The sequence below is a fragment of the Acinetobacter sp. XH1741 genome, assembly GCF_041021895.1.
Classification (GTDB): Bacteria; Pseudomonadota; Gammaproteobacteria; order Pseudomonadales; family Moraxellaceae; genus Acinetobacter.
Genome location: NZ_CP157428.1, coordinates 50913 through 68825, shown reverse-complemented (window position 1 = coordinate 68825; position 17913 = coordinate 50913). Strand labels below are relative to the sequence as shown.

Sequence of the window (17913 nt, the reverse complement as noted above, 5' to 3'; positions counted from 1 at the left end):
TCCCTTTAACGGGGGTGTTTTTTTGTAGATAAAATATTCTGAACAAAATTTAATAACATAAAAAAGCGAGTCCATAGTAGGCTCGCTTTTTTGCAGAGTGAATACAGTAAAAACAAGTTCTATTACTGTTTTACCTGAGCTTCAAGTAGTTTCACTTGTTCTTCTTTTAGTTTAATGAGCTGGTCTGCATCAGCATGTTGCGCTTTTAAGGTCGCTTCCTGATCTTGCAGTTGATGATGAATATCATTGAGCTTTGAAACTTCTTCTTTGGCTAAAGATTCTTGCGCAGGGACAGGTTGTTTCAGCACATCTTCATTTACAAGTTGTTGTGAACTTGCCGTTTGTGTTTGAGCTGCGGGTTCAGAGCTTGCTGAAGGTTTTGTAGTTTTTTCAGGAACAGGTACCGAGGCAGGTTGAGGATCAACCAGTGGCGCTGACGTTTCATTTTTTTTGAAAAACCATTGTGCTGCGAAAAAAAGCACTACAAGAATGCTTAAGCCCCCAATTAAAATCCACAAGAGTTTTGAGTTTTGTTTTCTTTGTAGTGGCATGGTTAAGACCTTTAGTCAGAACGACGAGGCTTGAACTGTATTACTCCAATTTCATCCGGTATAGCAGGTGTTTCAGGCTCATCAATATGAGTCGGTCGATTTTCGCTATAACCGCATTCGATACATTCAATCCATTCATCTTCAGCGGTGGTTAGCATGACAATCCGATCTATGGCTTCACATTTCGGACATTTTGCCCCAGCAATGAAACGTTTTTTCATCTTTATCACCCTAACCACACGATCAATTTAGGCCCATAGTTTAAGCGGTTTTGTTATCGTTCGTCCAACCTTGATGACGTAACAATGCATCAATTTTAGGTTCACGACCACGGAAATTGACGAATGCTTCAAGTGCAGTGTCTTTCCCGCCTACTGCTAAAATCGCTTGACGGAACTCTTTACCCGTTTGAGTATTGAAAATTCCTTCATGCTCAAAACGATCAAATGCATCGCTTGCTAAAACTTCTGCCCACTTGTAAGAGTAATATCCAGCAGCGTAACCGCCCGCAAAAATATGACTAAAGCTATGTTGGAAACGGTTATAGTCGACTGTTGGAACTACAGCATATTGCTTGCGGATATCATTTAAAGTTTGCTGAATTTGCTCGCTATTAAGTGCAGGAGTCTTGGTGTGAATCGTCAAGTCAAATAACGCAAATTCAAGCTGACGTAGAGTTTGCATACCAGACTGGAAGAAACGTGCATTTAATAAAGCATTGAGTAGCTCTTGCGGTAAGGTCTGTTTGCTCTCTATATGCTCACTTAAAACATCAAGACTTTCTTTGTCCCATGACCAGAACTCCATAAACTGGCTTGGCAGTTCAACTGCATCCCAAGCAACGCCGTGAGTACCTGCAACTGAAATATTATCTACTTCAGTCAGCATATGATGTAAACCATGTCCAAATTCATGGAATAAAGTAATGACTTCATCATGGGTCAGTAACGCAGGTTGGTTGCCTACAGGTGGAGTAAAATTACACACCATGTAGCAAATTGGTTTTTGCAAGCCATGAGCAGTTTGCATACGTGAGCGGAAACCACTCATCCATGCGCCGCCTCGTTTGCCTGTACGGGCATATAAATCAAAATAGAAACCACCAACCACTTGGCCTTGGTCTTCTAACTCAAAATAACGTGCATCTGGGTGCCAGACAGGGGCCTGACGTTCAACAATATTAATGCCGTAGAGACGCTGTACAATCTGGAATAATCCCTGAATAATTTTAGGAGCAGGGAAGTACGGTTTTAAAGCTTCTTGAGACAAATTGAACTGCTGTTGTTTAAGCTTTTCAGAATAATAGGTCGTATCCCAAGGCTTAAGTTCATCTACCCCATCTTGTTTAGCAATATCTTGAAGTTCGGCAACTTCTTGAAGAGCAGGCGAACGTGCGTGTTCGGCTAAGTCCACCAAAAAGTCATGGACTGTTTTGACATCGGGAGCCATTTTGCTGGCAAGAGAATATTCAGCATAGTTATTGAAACCGAGTAATTTCGCCATTTCTTGGCGAAGACTCAAAATTTCTTCCATAATTTTGCTGTTATCAAACTCTGTTTGTTCAGACTGGTCAGAGGCACGAGTTACATAAGCTTTGTAAAGCTCTTCACGTAATGCGCGATCATCTGCATACGTCATGATTGCAAAATAAGCAGGGAAATCTAGAGTTGCGACAGCTTGGTCAAGCTCACGCTGTTTGCCGTACTGTTTTAATAACTCAACATTACTTTCTGGAAGACCTTTTAGCTGATCTTCTGTAAGCGGTTTAAAGTAAGCTTGTGTTGCATCAAGCACATGGTTAGAAAAATCAGAAGAGAGCTGTGATAGACGTGCAGAAATCTCTGCATAGCGTTTTTTCTTTTCACCCTCTAAAGCTACACCTGAAAGTTTAAAATCACGTAAAGCTAAGCGGATAGCGCTCTGCTTAGCTGGGCTAAGCGTCGTATAACTCTGACCATCGTGAACGTGTTGATAAGTCTGATATAGCGCAGTGTGTTGGCCAAGCTGAGTGTAATATTCACTTAAAGCGGGTAAGAGCGACTGATAGACTTCTCTGGTTTCATTATTATTCATCACCGCATTTAAATGCGATAAAACACCCCATGATTCACTGAGATTATTTTCAAGTGTATCAACCTGTTCAAGTACAGCAAGTTGCTGGTCTGGAGCCGTCGGTGCAACCGTAAGAGTGTTTAAGAACTCTAGTCCTGCTTGAATCGCCTGTTGAATATCTTGTTTTAAATTATCTAAGGTAATTTGATCAAAGCGGGGAGTTGGTAAAGTCGCTTGCTGTAAAGTCATTGCTGTTAGCCACATTATTTTTTAAACATAGTATTAGATGTAGGTATTGTTAGGCAGGAAATCAAGCTTAATTTGAAAAATAAACGTTTTAAAAACATTAAGCCCCCCATTTGGGGAGCTTAATTTGCAGCGGTAGAAAAATATGTGAATTATTCAGCCTTAGATTTTGCGTTTGATTTTTTCTTTTTAGGCTTCACTTTTTTCTTCACTTTTTCTGGTTTAGCTTCTGCTTTTGAAGAGGTTTTCTTAGCAGACTTTTTACCATATGAACTTGGTTTGCCTTTTTCCTTCTTTTTGCGGACAGGTTTTTCACCATCATTTGATGGAGATGGCTTACTAAAAACTTCTTCAGTTGCTTGGGTGGTCGTTTTCGTTGTACGAGGAGCGCGACTACGAACTACGCGTCCAGCATGAGTCACTTGCTGAAGGAGTTGGAAATCGATTTTACGTTCTTCCAGATTTACACCAGCCACCTGAATTTTAACTTCATCGCCTAAACCGAAAACTTGACCACGATTTTGGCCTACAAGATTTTGGCTCGCTTGATCATAAATAAAGAAATCATCGCCAAGCTGGCTAATATGAATCATGCCATCGACATAGAGATCTTTCAGCGTAACAAATAGGCCAAATTCAGTTACAGCACTCACAATACCAATAAACTCTTCACCTAAGTGCTGTTGCATATAATGGCATTTCAACCAAGTTGTGACACTACGTGATGCTTCATCTGCACGGCGCTCTGTTTGAGAGAAATGTTCTCCAGCATCGTCTAAAGCTGCACCAGAAAGCGGATACGGCTTTTGTTTTAGATGAGCTTTAATTGCGCGGTGTAACAATAAATCTGGATAGCGACGAATTGGTGAAGTGAAGTGAGTATAGGCTTCATACGCTAAACCATAGTGACCTGCATTTTTTGCACCATAGTAAGCTTGCATCATTGAGCGTAATAACACAGCATGAATGCTTGGAGCATCAATACGATCTTTAGTTGCTTCAATGACTCTTTGATAGTCGGCCTGAGTAGGTTGATCGGGGAAAGGTAACCCAAGCAATTTCACAAAATCTTTTACTTTCTGAATACGTGAGAATTCAGGAGCCTCATGCACACGATATAACATCGGAACATCATGTTCTAATGCATATTCAGCAGCAGCGACGTTAGCAAGCAACATGCATTCTTCAATGAGTTTATGTGCTTCATTGCGTGTACGTGGCAAAATTTCTTTAATTCCACCTAGCTCATCAAAAGTCATATAAGTTTCAATGGTTTCAAATTCCATTGCGTGACGATCAGCACGTAAACTTTTCAGAATCTGATAAAGCTGGAAAAGCGTATTTAAAGATTTATGAACATCGCGATCTTTTGGAATCGCATCTGTTGCACCGTCAAAATATTGTGCTACCTGTGTATAGGTCAAACGTGCTTTTGAATGCATGACCGATGGATAAAACTCATAGCCAGTTACACGGCCAGTACGAGAGAGTTTAAGGTCACAGACCATACATAAACGGTCTACATGCGGGTTCAAAGAACACAGGCCATTTGACAAGGCTTCTGGTAGCATTGGCAATACAAAATGAGGGAAGTATACCGAAGTACCGCGTTCCTCAGCTTCTTCATTAAGCGCTGAATCTAAACGTACATAATGACTCACATCGGCAATTGCAACGACAACACGATAACCGCCACCTGGACGTTTTTCTGCATATACGGCATCATCGAAATCTCGCGCATCTTCACCATCAATAGTGACCAGTGCTAAATCTCTTAAATCAACTCGACCTTCACGATCTTGAGCTGATGGCTCTTTAAAGCTTTCTGCTTCTTTTAAGACCTGATCTGGAAACTCATATGGCAAGCCAAACTCAAGAATAGTTTGAGGAATAATAATTTCCGTGTCAGCTTTATCTGCCATAGATTGAATAATATGCGCCGTTGCAAACTCGTCACGGGTTGGATAGGTATCTATCGACACCCGAAGCATATCGCCAACATTTGCTTTGGCATGTTCAATCAGTTCTTTTTCTAATGGGATAGGTTGGTGCTGATTTGGATTATTAGGTTGAATAAAATATTCACCGTCATGAACTGACAATTTACCAATTAACTGTTTTACACGGTGCTGTATAACTTCGGTAATGAAACCCCACGGTTTACCTTTACGGTCTACCGAAGTCTGCCTAACTCGGACTCGATCACCATTGAAGACTAAACGTAATTCACGTTCAGGAAGCAAGACATCATTTTGACCATCGATATGTGCTGTGCCTACCCCTTTACTATTAATATAGACAGTCGCTTCATATGTAGGTTGGTCTGCCACTAACTGAAATTTAAACCCATCCTTCATAAGTTGACCGTCACGAACCATGGCACTTAAGCGATGGCTTAAAGCTTCAATACTTTTTTGGTCTCGAATATGAAAATGGTCAACAAGTTCTGCATGAGATTGCGGTGTTTGCAATTGTTCCAGCGTATCTAAGATTAGAGTACGGCTTGGAATAGGATTGTCATAACGTTCAGCTTCAGCTTTCGCTTCGGGGTCAGCCCAGTTTTTTGTCATGTCTTTTGGTTTCACGCTTGGCAGATAAGTTTAGCATAAGTCATGCAGACCCGAACTGCACGTTTAGGTTTGCAATAATGTGTTATGCACTACAGTAATTTAATGAAGAAATAATATCTATCTTAACAAGCGTTTGATCGAAAAAGACGAAAATAATACGGAAATTGCTTAAAAAATAAGTCATTGAACGAAAAAACAAGAAAATTTCATTATGATGACTTGAACAATAGAGTTTTAGTTTGTATTATGGCGGCTCGTTCCGGTGAGGTGGATGAGTGGCTGAAATCACTTCCCTGCTAAGGAAGCATACCTATTACTGGTATCGAGGGTTCGAATCCCTCTCTCACCGCCATTTACTTAATGCGCTCATAGCTCAGCTGGATAGAGCACTTGGCTACGAACTAAGGGGTCGGGAGTTCGAATCTCTCTGAGCGCACCAAGTAAAATAGAACGAATCGCTGAAAGGCATACAAGTTACGCGCTCATAGCTCAGCTGGATAGAGCACTTGGCTACGAACTAAGGGGTCGGGAGTTCGAATCTCTCTGAGCGCACCAACTTGAAAAATTAACCGCTTTTATAGCGGTTTTTTTGTGCCTGTTTTTTGTGATTTTTAAAAAATTAAATTTATAACTTTTTAATTATATTAGAGATAATGATAAATAAATCTAGCTTTATTTGATTTTGACGGCACGATTACTCATAACGATACATTCAGTTTATTTCTTAAATTTTCTTTGGACAGGAAAACCCAAATAATAGGTGGGTTTCGTCTTGCACCTTATATTGCAGGTTATAAGCTTGGATGGGTAACGGATAAAACTATTCGAACTAAGCTTTGTCAGGTGGGATATGTCGGTTATGATGCCAATTCCCTAAAATGTATGGGACAAGAGTTTGCTAAAAAAGTAATTCCTACATGTATTCGTGAAAATGCTTTGGAGCGTATTCTGTGGCATAAACAACAAGGCGATCAGGTCGTTGTCGTATCTGCTTCATTGAGTGTTTATTTGGAAAGTTGGTGCCAGTCTCTAGGTTTAGATGTTATCTGTAATCAACTTGAAATACGTGATGGTATTTTAACTGGTCATTTTATTGATGGTGATTGTGGTTATTTAGAAAAAGTAAATAGAATAAGAAATAAATATGATTTAAGTCAATATTCTACAATATATGCTTATGGTGACACACCTAATGATTATGCAATGTTAGAATTAGCACATAAGAAATATTATAGATGGCAAGAAATGAACTAATATAAAAAAGAAAGCCACTTAATCAGTGGCTTTCTTTAATTTTATTAAACAGTATGTACAGAGATATCTAAGAAGTGATCAGTAAGTAATGACTGAGGTACTAGAGTATGAACAGTATTTGCTACGCTTGATACTGTAGAGCTTACTCCACCAGTAGCACCACCTAATAAGTTAGAAATAACATCTGTGCTACCTGTACCAGTCGTACCGCCAGTTAAGCTGCCTACGATATCTGTTACGACACCAATAGGGTTACTGCCAGTCGCACCACCTGTTACACCACCAATAATATCAGTCACTGTGCCAAGTGGGTTACTGCCAGTAGCGCCACCAGTTACACCGCCAATGATGTCAGTTACAGTGCCAAGCGGGTTGCCGCCAGTTGCACCACCAGTCACGCCACCAATAGCGCCAGTCGCACCACCTAGAATGTCAGTTAAAATACCAGTTGCAGTTGAACCGTTATGAACTAGGGTGTTGACAATGCCAGTTGCATGATCAGTTGCACCTTGGATATTACCGCCTACTAAATCAGATACAACTTCAAGCGCACCATTTACTGTGTCGCGAGAAGTTTCGAAAGTTAGGGTGCCAAGGTGAGCAATATCAGTCACCGGGTGCGCAGTTTGAGGAAGTACTCCAACTACCGTGTCTGCAACAGTGTTAATTCCTGTATTGATAATATCGGTTTTTAAGCTTTCAACGCCTTGAAGAACATCGATGCCGCTTTGAACGACATTAACTACTGGAGAAATAGGAGATGTACCACCAGTTACGCCACCGATACCACCAGTCACGCCGCCAATAATATCAGTAACAGTACCAAGTGGATTACCACCTGTTGCGCCACCAGTAATACCGCCGATAATATCAGTAACAGTACCAAGTGGGTTGCCGCCAGTAGCACCGCCAGTGATACCACCAATAATGTCAGTAACAGTACCAAGCGGGTTGCCACCAGTCGCACCACCAGTGATACCACCAATAATGTCAGTAACAGTACCAAGAGGATTACCGCCAGTAGCACCACCAGTTACACCGCCGATAGCGCCAGTAACACCACCTAGAATGTCAGTTAAAATACCAGTTGCAGTTGAGCCGTTATGAACTAGGGTGTTGACAATACCAGTTGCATGATCAGTTGCGCCTTGGATATTACCGCCTACTAAATCAGATACAACTTCAAGTGCACCATTTACTGTGTCACGAGAAGTTTCGAAAGTTAGAGTGCCAAGGTGAGCAATATCAGTCACCGGGTGCGCAGTTTGAGGAAGTACACCAACTACGGTGCCTGCAACAGTATTAATTCCTGTGTTGATAATATCAGTTTTTAAGCTTTCAACGCCTTGAAGAACATCAATACCACTTTGTACAATGTTAACTACTGGAGAAATAGGAGATGTACCACCGCCGATAATACCACCCGTTACGCCACCAATAATGTCAGTCACTGTGCCAAGAGGATTACCGCCAGTAGCGCCGCCTGTTATACCACCAATAGCGCCAGTTACGCCACCAATAATGTCAGTCACTGTGCCAAGCGGATTACCGCCAGTAGCGCCGCCTGTTACACCACCGATAGCGCCAGTCACGCCACCCAGAATATCAGTTAAAATACCAGTTGCAGTTGAGCCATTATGAACCAATGTTCCCACAACACCTGTTGCAGACTGAGTTGCTCCTGCAATATCACCGCCGACTAAGTGTGAAACGGTTTCTAAAGTACCATTTACTGTGTCACGAGAAGTTTCGAAAGTTAGAGTGCCGAGGTGAGCGATATCAGTAACAGGATGTTCTGTTTGAGGAAGCACACCAACTACGGTGCCTGCAACAGTATTAATTCCTGTATTGATGATACTCGTTTTTAAGCTTTCAACGCCTTGAAGAACATCAATACCACTTTGTACAATGTTAACCACTGGAGAAAGAGGAGACGTTCCACCACCCACTACACCGCCAATAATATTAGTGACAGCACCAAGAGGGTTGCTTCCAGTAGCGCCACCCGTCACACCACCGATAATATCGGTAACAGTACCAAGCGGGTTGCCGCCAGTAGCACCACCAGTTACACCGCCGATAGCGCCAGTCACGCCACCAATAATATTAGTGACAGCACCAAGAGGGTTACTTCCAGTAGCGCCACCCGTCACACCACCGATAATGTCGGTAACAGTACCAAGCGGATTGCCGCCAGTAGCACCACCAGTTACACCGCCGATAGCGCCAGTCACGCCACCAATAATATTAGTGACAGCACCAAGAGGGTTACTTCCAGTAGCGCCACCCGTCACACCACCGATAATGTCGGTAACAGTACCAAGCGGATTGCCGCCAGTAGCACCACCAGTTACACCGCCGATAGCACCAGTCACGCCACCAATAATATTAGTTACTGCACCAAGAGGATTGCTTCCGGTAGCACCACCTGTTACACCACCGATAGCGCCAGTAACAGTTTCAAGTGGGTGGCCACTAGTTATACCACCAACAACATTGGTTACAGTCCCTAATGGACTTGTTGAGCCAACAGTACCACCTAAGCCAGTTGTTACATGTGAAACTGTATTAGTTACAGTTGAAAGCACATTAGAAAGTAAGCCTGATGTAGAAACATTTCCAGTAGATCCATTAGAAATGTTGATATCAGAAACGTTTATATTCACAGAGGGAGCTGTATTTGTAACGGGGGTTACCGATACAATGTGACCCAGATCCTGAGTAGCTTTTGAGATCGAAGATACGAGATTTGTTAATAAAAACATGATGGTCTATTTCCTGTATATTTATGTATTTTTAAGTAAGTATTTATATATTGCGTTAGGCAATTATTGAGATATGTATCTCAATAATTAAAATTTAGTATTGGGTAGATCTCAAAAAGTGTCAATGCATATTTCTGCCCAAAGAAATGGGTACTTATAATATTTTAACAATTAGATATTCATTCTAATTTAGACATAAAAATAATAATTTTTTTTATAATATATTATTTAAATATGAGTGTATTTTTCCCCATTTTTTATTATTTTTATACATATTTAAGTTAAATAATTTTATTTATAAAAATACTTTTACATAAGTAGAAATATATTATTTATATAATCCTGACTAAAAAACTAGGCTTTTGTTTCTGTCAATTTGGTCAAAATGCTCAAGTTGGATGCTAGAAGTAGAAAAACTTTAATTGAAAAAAAATATTTCAAATAGATTTTATGGACAAACAATCCTTCTTTCTGAAAAGTTAAGCTATAGAGATATTTTCTTATGGCTAAGAACTAGACGCTTGATGACAAAAAGATGAAAAAGGTCTTTCTAAAATAGAAAAACTGCGTATAATGCCCTCCATCAAGTACGCGCTCATAGCTCAGCTGGATAGAGCACTTGGCTACGAACTAAGGGGTCGGGAGTTCGAATCTCTCTGAGCGCACCACTTGAAGAATTAACCGCTATATATAGCGGTTTTTTTGTGCCTGTTTTTTGTAGGTTTCACTAAAAAAAAGCTGGTGCGTATGACAACCAGCTTTAAAAGAACTCAAATAAATCACTATTTAGCCAAATGTTTTAAAACGGCTTTCATCTTCAATAAAGGCTTTTTCACCAGCTTCACCTTCAATAGAGCCAAAAACTAACTGAGCTCGTAATTTCCATTCAGCTGGAATATTAAATGCGGCATTAATTTTTTCATCAATGATTGGATTATAGTGCTGTAATGAGGCACCAATACCGTGTTCGGCTAGTACACTCCAAACAGAAAATTGTGCAATAGCAGTTGAGTGTTCAGACCAGATTGGAAAATTATCAGCATAAGTTGCAAATTGCTCTTGTAAGCTTTTAACCACATTTTGATCTTCATAAAACAAGACCGTACCAGTACCAGCTGCAAAGCTTTGAATTTTTTGTTCGGTTCCAGCGACGGCTTCAGGTGGAATAATACTTTTTAAAACGTCTAAAACGATATTCCAAAATTTTTGATGTGACTGCCCAAATAAGATCACAGCACGAGATGATTGAGAGTTAAATGCAGAAGGACTGTGTCTTACCGCTTCTTGTATCAATTCCTCAATTTCATTATCTGATTGGTTTAATTTGTTTCCAATCGCATAAATGGAACGGCGATTTTTAATAAGTTCTAAGAAAGAAGCTTCATTTGAAGATTTTAGCTCTTTAGCGGCTTTTAAAACCACATCTTCTTGAGCTGTCGTTTTTTGATTTAAGCCAAATAATTTTGCGAAGAAAGACATGGTGAATTCCAATAAAAGAGGCGATAGAAACATTCTATAAGTTTAAAAATATGAAATAAGCGCTATAAATATGAATCTATGTTCTATATATGAAACGACTAAATGTCTTGTGGTAATAAGAGCTTTACAGTTTGACAAAAATAAAAAATCTCTTTTGATTCATTTTAAAGCGTAGATGAATATGCTCTAATAGTTTCGATTTATTCAATATTGATACATAGTGATGGCCGAGCAAAAAAGCGCTTTATCTTTACGTTATTATTTAAATTTAGAAGAGTCTCAAGACGGATTCGGCTTGGTGACATTCGGAAAGAAGCAATTCACCCGTTTTTTAACACCTCTTATTAGTGTTGCGATTATTATTTGGGGCTTTTATCTAGGTTTGTCAGGTGTTGGCCGCTACTATATTGCTTTAGGTGTTTTTTTCTTGGTTATGCAAGGTTTAATGCGCTATTGGCTTTTGCCAATGCTATTTAAACGCCAATTTGTTCGTTATCAATTTGGTAAGAGTGAACAAGGAATCGATTTATATCAGGATTATTTTGAGCTGTATGCTGCTGGCCGTAAACAAGTCGTACAATATGGTGAAGTGCAGACCTTTGCGACGGGTAAGCTGACATATATGCTTGAGCTAAAAAATAAAACGGTCATTATTGTACCTAAACGCGCCTTCGCTCAAGCTTCAGATCAGACTGTATTTGAAAATACATTTAAGAAATAAGTTATTGGAATTATAGCCGCAACAATAAAGGAAGCTTCATGAAAACACGTCCTTCAAAAATCGTTTGTGTAGGCAGAAGTTATGCCGATCATGTAAAAGAACTAAACAATGCAATGCCAGGACGTCCGGTATTGTTTATCAAACCACCAAGTAGTTTGATTGGTTTAGAGGAAGGCATTTCATGGAATCCAGCTTGGGGTAGCTGTCATTTTGAATGCGAATTTGTTTTACGTATTGACCAGCCTTTAAAAGGTGAAACAGATCCACAAAAAGTACTCCACGCTATTGGTGCGGTAACTTTAGGGTTGGATTTGACATTACGTGATTTGCAAAATGAGTTAAAAGATAAAGGTCAGCCTTGGGAAAGAGCAAAGGCTTTTGATGGTTCATGTGTGCTTGCGGACTGGGTGGATGTAAGTGAGATCACAAATTGGGAAGAGACTAAATTTACTTTCCATATTAATGAACAGTTGCGTCAAGATGGTAATACCGCTTTACTGATGTTTAATATTGCTTATCTATTGGTTGATATTAATCAAGTATTCTCACTTGAACCAGGCGATGTCATTATGACGGGTACGCCAGCAGGAGTCGGCCCATTAAATGCTGGGGATCAGTTAAAAATGACTTTGAAAGGTGCGACTCAAGATTTTGTTTGGAAAACCTTTGTTAAAGCATAATTTAACCCGTTAAATTTTTAACCCTATTATTCAATGGATAATAGGGTTTTTTATTACACTCAAGATTAATTTATTGATAGAGTTTTCGAAACTGGTCGGGAGTGAAACCCATCCAACGTTTAAACATATAAATAAATGCCGATGCACTGGCATAACCTAAATCCAAAGCAATACTTTCTATTGTTTTGCCTTGATTGAGCATTGTCATCGCTTTCATTACTTTTAATCGTTGACGCCATTCATGCAAAGACATTCCTAACTCTTTCTGGCTATACCGTGCCAAGGTTCTTTCAGTCATATTTATTCGCTCAGCCAGCGCTTGCAAAGTACTATTATCGGCAGGGCACTCATGTAAATCATTTAAAATTTTTGCTAAAGCAGGATGCTTTGTTGTAGGTAAATAACTACCGACTAACTCAGCTTGAATGAGTTGATCTAATAAAACTTGAAGTAACCGTAAATATTCGGTTTGAGTTTCATCTTGAGGGTGTTGTCTTAAATGATCTAGCAAGGCAGGTACAAGAGGGGACGTTAATAATATGCCTGCTTTCTGCGGTAATTTTTGACACAAACTCTCATGAATATACAAGGTGGCATGAGTTACTTTATTGCGGTTAATTCCACTATGTTTTGTATAAGGGGGGAGCCAGATTCCATAAGGTGGAGGGGTTAAATAGTTAATTTGATCAATGTTAACTTCGAGTACACCACTAAAAGCATAAATAAATTCACCCCATGCATGTGCATGTTGAGGATAAACTGTTTCTACGGGCGCATTTCGGACACGAAACCAGAGTAAATCAGGAATTGAGTTATGAGCAGGAATTTCTTGAAAATCTTGCACGCGGTGAGCTGATTTTTTCATTTTGAAAATTGCCTGAAAATGCTTATGGCTTGTCTGTTTTTCACTATATCATGTAAACACGACAGTTCTATAGTCTGATTTTTCGCTATAAATAAAGGTGCTAAATGGAAGAGCGCAAAAATCTGGATGCCAGAGCTTCGGCTTTAATGGTGCTTTTATGCATGATTTTAGGACTGCAACAAGTGGTTTTAAAAATAGCAGCATCAGATATTACACCGATTATGCAAATCGCCTTACGCTCTGGGCTATCTGCTATTTTGGTTTTACCTTTATTATGGCGTGATCATTCGATTCATCTGTTTTCTTATCAGCACATTAAAGCTGGTGCGCTTGTCGCTTTATTTTTTTCATTAGAATTTTATTTCGTAACCCAAGCCCTAAAGTTGACGTCTACTTCTCATACTGTAGTTCTGCTTTATACAGCGCCAATTTTTGTTGCATTAGGTTTGCATTGGAAATTTCCTACTGAACGTTTGAACCCAGCGCAATGGGGTGGTATTGCTCTAGCTTTTATCGGGATTATTATTACATTTTATCCGACCAATACAGCTATCAATACATCAGCTTTAAATCAGATGTGGCTTGGTGACCTGTATGCACTCTTGGCTGGAATTGCATGGGCATTAAGTACCATTATTGTTCGCTTATCTTCTTTAGCTCAAGCTCCGGCGACTCAAACTTTATTTTATCAGTTAACTGGATGCTTTATTTTATTGTTATTCATTGCTTTTTTGACAGACCAGACAACGATTCATTTAACAACTCTAATGGTTTTAAGCTTAAGTTTTCAAACCTTGATTGTATCTTTCGCAAGCTTATTGTTGTGGTTTTGGCTATTAAGAAATTATTTAGCTTCACGATTAGGTGTATTTTCTTTTTTAACACCATTATTTGGTGTTCTGTTTAGTGTGCTGTTATTAGATGAAACACTGGAAATGAAATTTATTTTTGGAAGTATTTTGGTGCTATCCGGAATAGTAGTAATGAGCCTAAAGCAGGGCCAACCAAACAAAGGTTAAGCCCTGTAGCTAGTTCATTTTTTATTTCTCTTCAAAAATTGTTGAAAGTGGAATAGAAAGTTTCGCTGCTAAATAATCATTTGATTCAACTAAAGCAGGGCCAATTTTTTCCATCCATTCGTCATCCTCATGCACATTTAATACATCTTGACGTAAAGGAAGTGGATAAGGCAAAGCAGTAAAGAAGCTCCAAAAGTCGACTTGAGATAAATTGCGAACTAAAACATATTCATCTTTATCTGTGCGTTTAACCAAATTTTGCTCTTCGAGTAATATGACGTAAGCGGGCCATCGACCAATTTCACCACGGCCTAAAATTCCTAAAGCTTCTTTATCATTTACACTTTCACCAAGTTTTTGCTTTTTATAAAATAATTCTAAAATATCGAGTAGCATGAGTACCGGATGTCTTTTTTGCTCTTTGCCTGAATGAAAAGCTGTCAGTGCAAAACTTACCTCAACGCCAAGTAATACAATATTCCACGATAAAAACACCCATAACAGGAAAATTGGTACTGCTGCAAAAGCACCATATATAATTTCATAGCTGGTAAAGTTTGACATTACAAAGCTAAATAAGTTTTTAAGAATCTCAAACAATACGGCACTTAAACTTGCTGCTATAGCTGCCGAATAGAGCGGAACTGTGCGATTGGGAATGGTCCAATATAAAATGAAAAAACCCAAAACAGTCAGAACAAAAGAGATAAGCCAGAGTAGAAAGGCACCATCAAGTTGGTAACCCGTGAAGTTATTACTTAATAAGTTCATGGACGCAACAGTAGATGAAATAACAAATGCACTGCCTAAAATAATTGGACCAAGTGAAATAATGGTCCAGTAGCGCATAAAGCCAACAATACCACTGCGGGTTTCTTTTACTCGCCATATCCGGTTAAACACAGTTTCAATTGATGTCAGCATCAAAACTGTTGTGACAAATAGAAATAACACACCAATAACGGTTAAGTTACTGGATTTTTCAGTAAAGGCATTCAGTGCTTTATCAAAAGCAATGGTGCTCTTAGGTAGAAAGTTACTATAAATTAAATGTTGTAACTGTTGTCTGGCAGGTTCCAACGCTTTAATCGAAGAAATAATAACTAAAAATACTGTTAGCATCGGCACAACAGCAAAAAGAGTCGTATAAGTGAGAGAGCCAGCTTGTTCCCGGCAACGATCGGCTTCGAAACGCTTGATTACGAATAAAATAAATTGAAACCAGGTCTTGTTATAAAAAGGAAGCTTCTTCAAAAAACGTTCTAACATGCGTCATCTATCCCGATTTTTTTAATCATGATGTGGGTGATTGTGAGTCACCAGCGTATTCGGTTGAGAACACTAATAGTTGATATGGGTAAACTTTAACCTAAAGAATAAAAAAGTATTCTGAAAGTTCCGTATGTATCATGGTAACAAAACGTAGTAATAAGCTTTTACCGATATTTGTTACTGTTACCCTTAAAAATCAATCACCTCTAGAATTTCATAAAATTGGCTGCGCCAAAAAAATAAAAAATACCGTATAGTGTTCTTTTTAACAAAATTCATGAAACCGATGCAACCTTACATTCTTGTGCTTTATTACAGTAAATATGGTTCCACTAAAGAAATGGCGCATCTAATTGCCAATGGTGTTGAATCTGCGGGGATTAGTGCAAAAATTCGTACAGTTCCTAATATTGCAACAGTTGTAACAGAAGCTGAACCGAGTATTCCTGAGGAAGGTGATATTTATTGCACTTTAGACGACTTGGCTAATTGTGCAGGTTTAGCACTAGGGTCTCCAACTCGCTTTGGTAATATGGCAAGCGAAATGAAATATTTTTGGGATCAGACCACAAGTCTTTGGCTAAATGGTGCTTTGCATAACAAGCCAGCATGTGTTTTCACTTCTTCTGGTTCAATGCATGGTGGGCAGGAAAGTACTTTGTTAACGATGTTACCGCCGTTATTTCATCATGGCATGATGATTTTAGGTTTGCCAAACTCTATTCCAGCTTTGTCAAATACTAAAACTGGAGGCACTCCGTATGGTGCAAGTCATGTGAGTGGCCCTAGGCATGACCAAGGCTTAAGTCAAGACGAAAAAATCTTATGTGAAGCACAAGGTAAGCGCTTAGGTGAAGTGGTAAAAAAACTTCTCGCTTAATTTTAAGCAATAAAAAAGAGCGGAAATCCGCTCTTTTTTATTGAAAACTGTTTTATTCTTTAACAAAAGTTACGGTGCCATTAGTCAGTGATTGAACACGTGCTAATGATTCAACGCGGTAACCTTTTTCAAGCAATAAGTCACGACCCGGTTGGAATGATTTTTCAATCACAATACCGACACCTACAACTTCTGCATTTGCTTGGTGAATTAAATCAATTAATCCTAATGCTGCTTGACCATTCGCCAAGAAGTCATCAATAACTAATGCTTTATCAGTTGAATGAAGATGTTTGTTTGAAATCGCAATTGTACTTTCAGTTTGTTTAGTAAAACTAAATACTTTAGAGCGATATAAATCATCTTTTAATGTAAGCGATTGATATTTGCGAGCGAAAATTACAGGTACACCAAGTTCTAAACCTGCCATGATTGCTGGTGCAATACCTGAAGCTTCGATGGTAATAATCTTGGTAATCCCTGCATCTTTAAAGCGAGCGGCAAATTCTTTACCAATCTGCTGCATGAGTACAGGATCAATTTGGTGGTTTAAGAAAGCGTCGACTTTCAAGACTTGATCAGATAGAACGATACCTTCTGTTAAGATTTTCTGTTCTAGTGCGTGCACGGGAGAATCCTCTAGACGGATGCTTTTTAAAGCAAATGCGTATTTTAAAAAGCATCCGAAAAAATGCAAGCTTTAATTCGTTTTACCTGTATAACTTGTTAATAACAAACCATAAGATGTTTTACCATCAATATGACTTACCTTAACTGGTAAATAGTCTAATTTAGGAGCTAGCCAGAAAATAGTACTACGATCTGGTCTGCCATGTTCTAAAACAACTTTTACAGTGTCAAAGGTGCCATAAGAGGTCTTAATTTTTTCGTTGCCTTGTTTCACAAAACGACGATTTTCAACTTCTTTTGCATCGGCAAGAGGATATGAAGTTTTAAGTGAACCATTTTTTAAATCTTCACGAACTTGTAATTCTGCATTTAACTCATCAAGTACGCCGGCCTGCCATGCAAATGAGCGTGCCTTATCATCTTTTTTAGTGCTAATTGTTTTGTTGCCAGGGTTAAAATTGATATTCATCGTATTGTTATGAATCAAAATTTTACTGGTACGGCTAAAGCTTTGAGAACCAATCTTACCGTTTGCAAAACTAAACTTACTTGTTTCACTTGCAGATGCGATTCCACCCGCTTTTGCAGTGAATTGATAAGTCCAGTTATTTCCTTGTTGACTAAGAGCACGTGTTGCTGAACCCATACCTTTATTATTGTAGGTAAATTGGTAATTTGCCTGAAATGGGCTCATGGCAAGTGCATGGCTAGAGAAACCTGCAATAAGCAAAGTTGTCGAAATACCCGTTGCGATGCTGAATGATTTCAGAAATTTTGTTGCCATAAGTAAATATCCTTGTACAGACTGAAAGGTCAGTGCTGATGCATCTATGACTTTTGCATATTATGCCTGTTGATCGTGGAGAAAAAATCAGGATTTATGCTAAATATGTAATCTCTTTGTGTTTTTTAGCAGCTAGTTTCTTTAG

Annotated in this window: 15 protein-coding genes and 4 tRNA genes; 9 read left to right on the top strand and 10 right to left on the bottom strand. The window is 39.0% G+C overall.

Annotation, left to right across the window (positions count from 1 at the left end; genetic code table 11):
* Positions 1–122 precede the first annotated feature (122 nt).
* From ABLB96_RS00360 to rnr, 4 genes are all read right to left on the bottom strand, one after another.
* Complete coding sequence (locus ABLB96_RS00360; RefSeq protein ID WP_348895691.1) at positions 123–551, bottom strand: hypothetical protein; 429 nt, start codon at positions 549–551, stop codon at positions 123–125.
* A gap of 11 nt (positions 552–562) precedes the next feature.
* Positions 563–772, bottom strand: coding sequence for a YheV family putative zinc ribbon protein (locus ABLB96_RS00355; RefSeq protein ID WP_000745518.1), 210 nt, complete (start codon positions 770–772; stop codon positions 563–565).
* Positions 773–812: 40 nt separating this feature from the next.
* A complete protein-coding gene (locus tag ABLB96_RS00350) occupies positions 813–2867 on the bottom strand; it encodes a M3 family metallopeptidase (protein ID WP_348895690.1) in 2055 nt (684 codons plus the stop codon).
* Between the two features lie 134 nt (positions 2868–3001).
* Positions 3002–5419, bottom strand: coding sequence for a ribonuclease R (gene rnr / locus ABLB96_RS00345; RefSeq protein WP_348895689.1), 2418 nt, complete (start codon positions 5417–5419; stop codon positions 3002–3004).
* Positions 5420–5680: 261 nt separating this feature from the next.
* On the opposite strand from rnr, the gene ABLB96_RS00340 reads away from it, so the two are divergent.
* The 4 genes from ABLB96_RS00340 to ABLB96_RS00325 all read left to right on the top strand — a co-directional run bounded on the left by ABLB96_RS00340 (position 5681) and on the right by ABLB96_RS00325 (position 6673).
* Positions 5681–5771, top strand: a tRNA-Ser gene (locus tag ABLB96_RS00340).
* 10 nt (positions 5772–5781) lie between these two features.
* Positions 5782–5858: transfer RNA gene (locus tag ABLB96_RS00335), tRNA-Arg, on the top strand.
* Positions 5859–5897: 39 nt separating this feature from the next.
* Positions 5898–5974 (top strand) — tRNA-Arg (locus tag ABLB96_RS00330).
* Positions 5975–6079: 105 nt separating this feature from the next.
* Positions 6080–6673: an HAD-IB family hydrolase gene (locus tag ABLB96_RS00325; RefSeq protein ID WP_348895861.1), complete on the top strand. Its 594-nt coding sequence runs from the start codon at positions 6080–6082 to the stop codon at positions 6671–6673.
* A gap of 44 nt (positions 6674–6717) precedes the next feature.
* Here ABLB96_RS00325 and ABLB96_RS00320 read toward each other — a convergent pair whose 3' ends face one another.
* On the bottom strand, positions 6718–9438 hold the full coding sequence (locus tag ABLB96_RS00320; protein ID WP_348911692.1) for a hypothetical protein: 2721 nt from the start codon (positions 9436–9438) through the stop codon (positions 6718–6720).
* Between the two features lie 591 nt (positions 9439–10029).
* Here ABLB96_RS00320 and ABLB96_RS00315 point away from each other — a divergent pair.
* Positions 10030–10106, top strand: a tRNA-Arg gene (locus tag ABLB96_RS00315).
* A 118-nt stretch (positions 10107–10224) separates the two neighbouring features.
* Here the strand turns inward: ABLB96_RS00315 and ABLB96_RS00310 are convergent.
* Entirely contained in the window at positions 10225–10917 is a 693-nt protein-coding gene (locus ABLB96_RS00310; RefSeq protein WP_348898403.1) for a nitroreductase family protein, read from the bottom strand.
* Between the two features lie 223 nt (positions 10918–11140).
* On the opposite strand from ABLB96_RS00310, the gene ABLB96_RS00305 reads away from it, so the two are divergent.
* Positions 11141–11638 (top strand): hypothetical protein, encoded by a 498-nt coding sequence (locus ABLB96_RS00305; protein ID WP_348898402.1) that lies wholly within the window; start codon positions 11141–11143, stop codon positions 11636–11638.
* A 38-nt stretch (positions 11639–11676) separates the two neighbouring features.
* A complete protein-coding gene (locus tag ABLB96_RS00300; RefSeq protein ID WP_348898401.1) occupies positions 11677–12318 on the top strand; it encodes a fumarylacetoacetate hydrolase family protein in 642 nt (213 codons plus the stop codon).
* A 70-nt stretch (positions 12319–12388) separates the two neighbouring features.
* Here the strand turns inward: ABLB96_RS00300 and ABLB96_RS00295 are convergent, their stop codons facing one another.
* Complete coding sequence (locus ABLB96_RS00295; protein ID WP_348898400.1) at positions 12389–13183, bottom strand: helix-turn-helix transcriptional regulator; 795 nt, start codon at positions 13181–13183, stop codon at positions 12389–12391.
* Between the two features lie 104 nt (positions 13184–13287).
* On the opposite strand from ABLB96_RS00295, the gene ABLB96_RS00290 reads away from it, so the two are divergent.
* Complete coding sequence (locus tag ABLB96_RS00290) at positions 13288–14202, top strand: DMT family transporter (protein WP_348898399.1); 915 nt, start codon at positions 13288–13290, stop codon at positions 14200–14202.
* Between the two features lie 21 nt (positions 14203–14223).
* Here the strand turns inward: ABLB96_RS00290 and ABLB96_RS00285 are convergent, their stop codons facing one another.
* A complete protein-coding gene (locus tag ABLB96_RS00285; RefSeq protein WP_348898398.1) occupies positions 14224–15471 on the bottom strand; it encodes a YihY family inner membrane protein in 1248 nt (415 codons plus the stop codon).
* A gap of 280 nt (positions 15472–15751) precedes the next feature.
* Between ABLB96_RS00285 and wrbA the strand changes: the two genes are divergently transcribed.
* The gene (wrbA, locus tag ABLB96_RS00280) at positions 15752–16354 is read left to right on the top strand and encodes an NAD(P)H:quinone oxidoreductase (protein WP_348898397.1); all 603 of its coding nucleotides are present in this window, start codon (positions 15752–15754) and stop codon (positions 16352–16354) included.
* 52 nt (positions 16355–16406) lie between these two features.
* On the opposite strand, the gene ABLB96_RS00275 is transcribed toward wrbA, so the two are convergent.
* Positions 16407–16982: a xanthine phosphoribosyltransferase gene (locus tag ABLB96_RS00275; protein WP_348898396.1), complete on the bottom strand. Its 576-nt coding sequence runs from the start codon at positions 16980–16982 to the stop codon at positions 16407–16409.
* Between the two features lie 72 nt (positions 16983–17054).
* Positions 17055–17768, bottom strand: coding sequence for a DUF3108 domain-containing protein (locus tag ABLB96_RS00270; protein ID WP_348898395.1), 714 nt, complete (start codon positions 17766–17768; stop codon positions 17055–17057).
* Positions 17769–17913 lie beyond the last annotated feature (145 nt).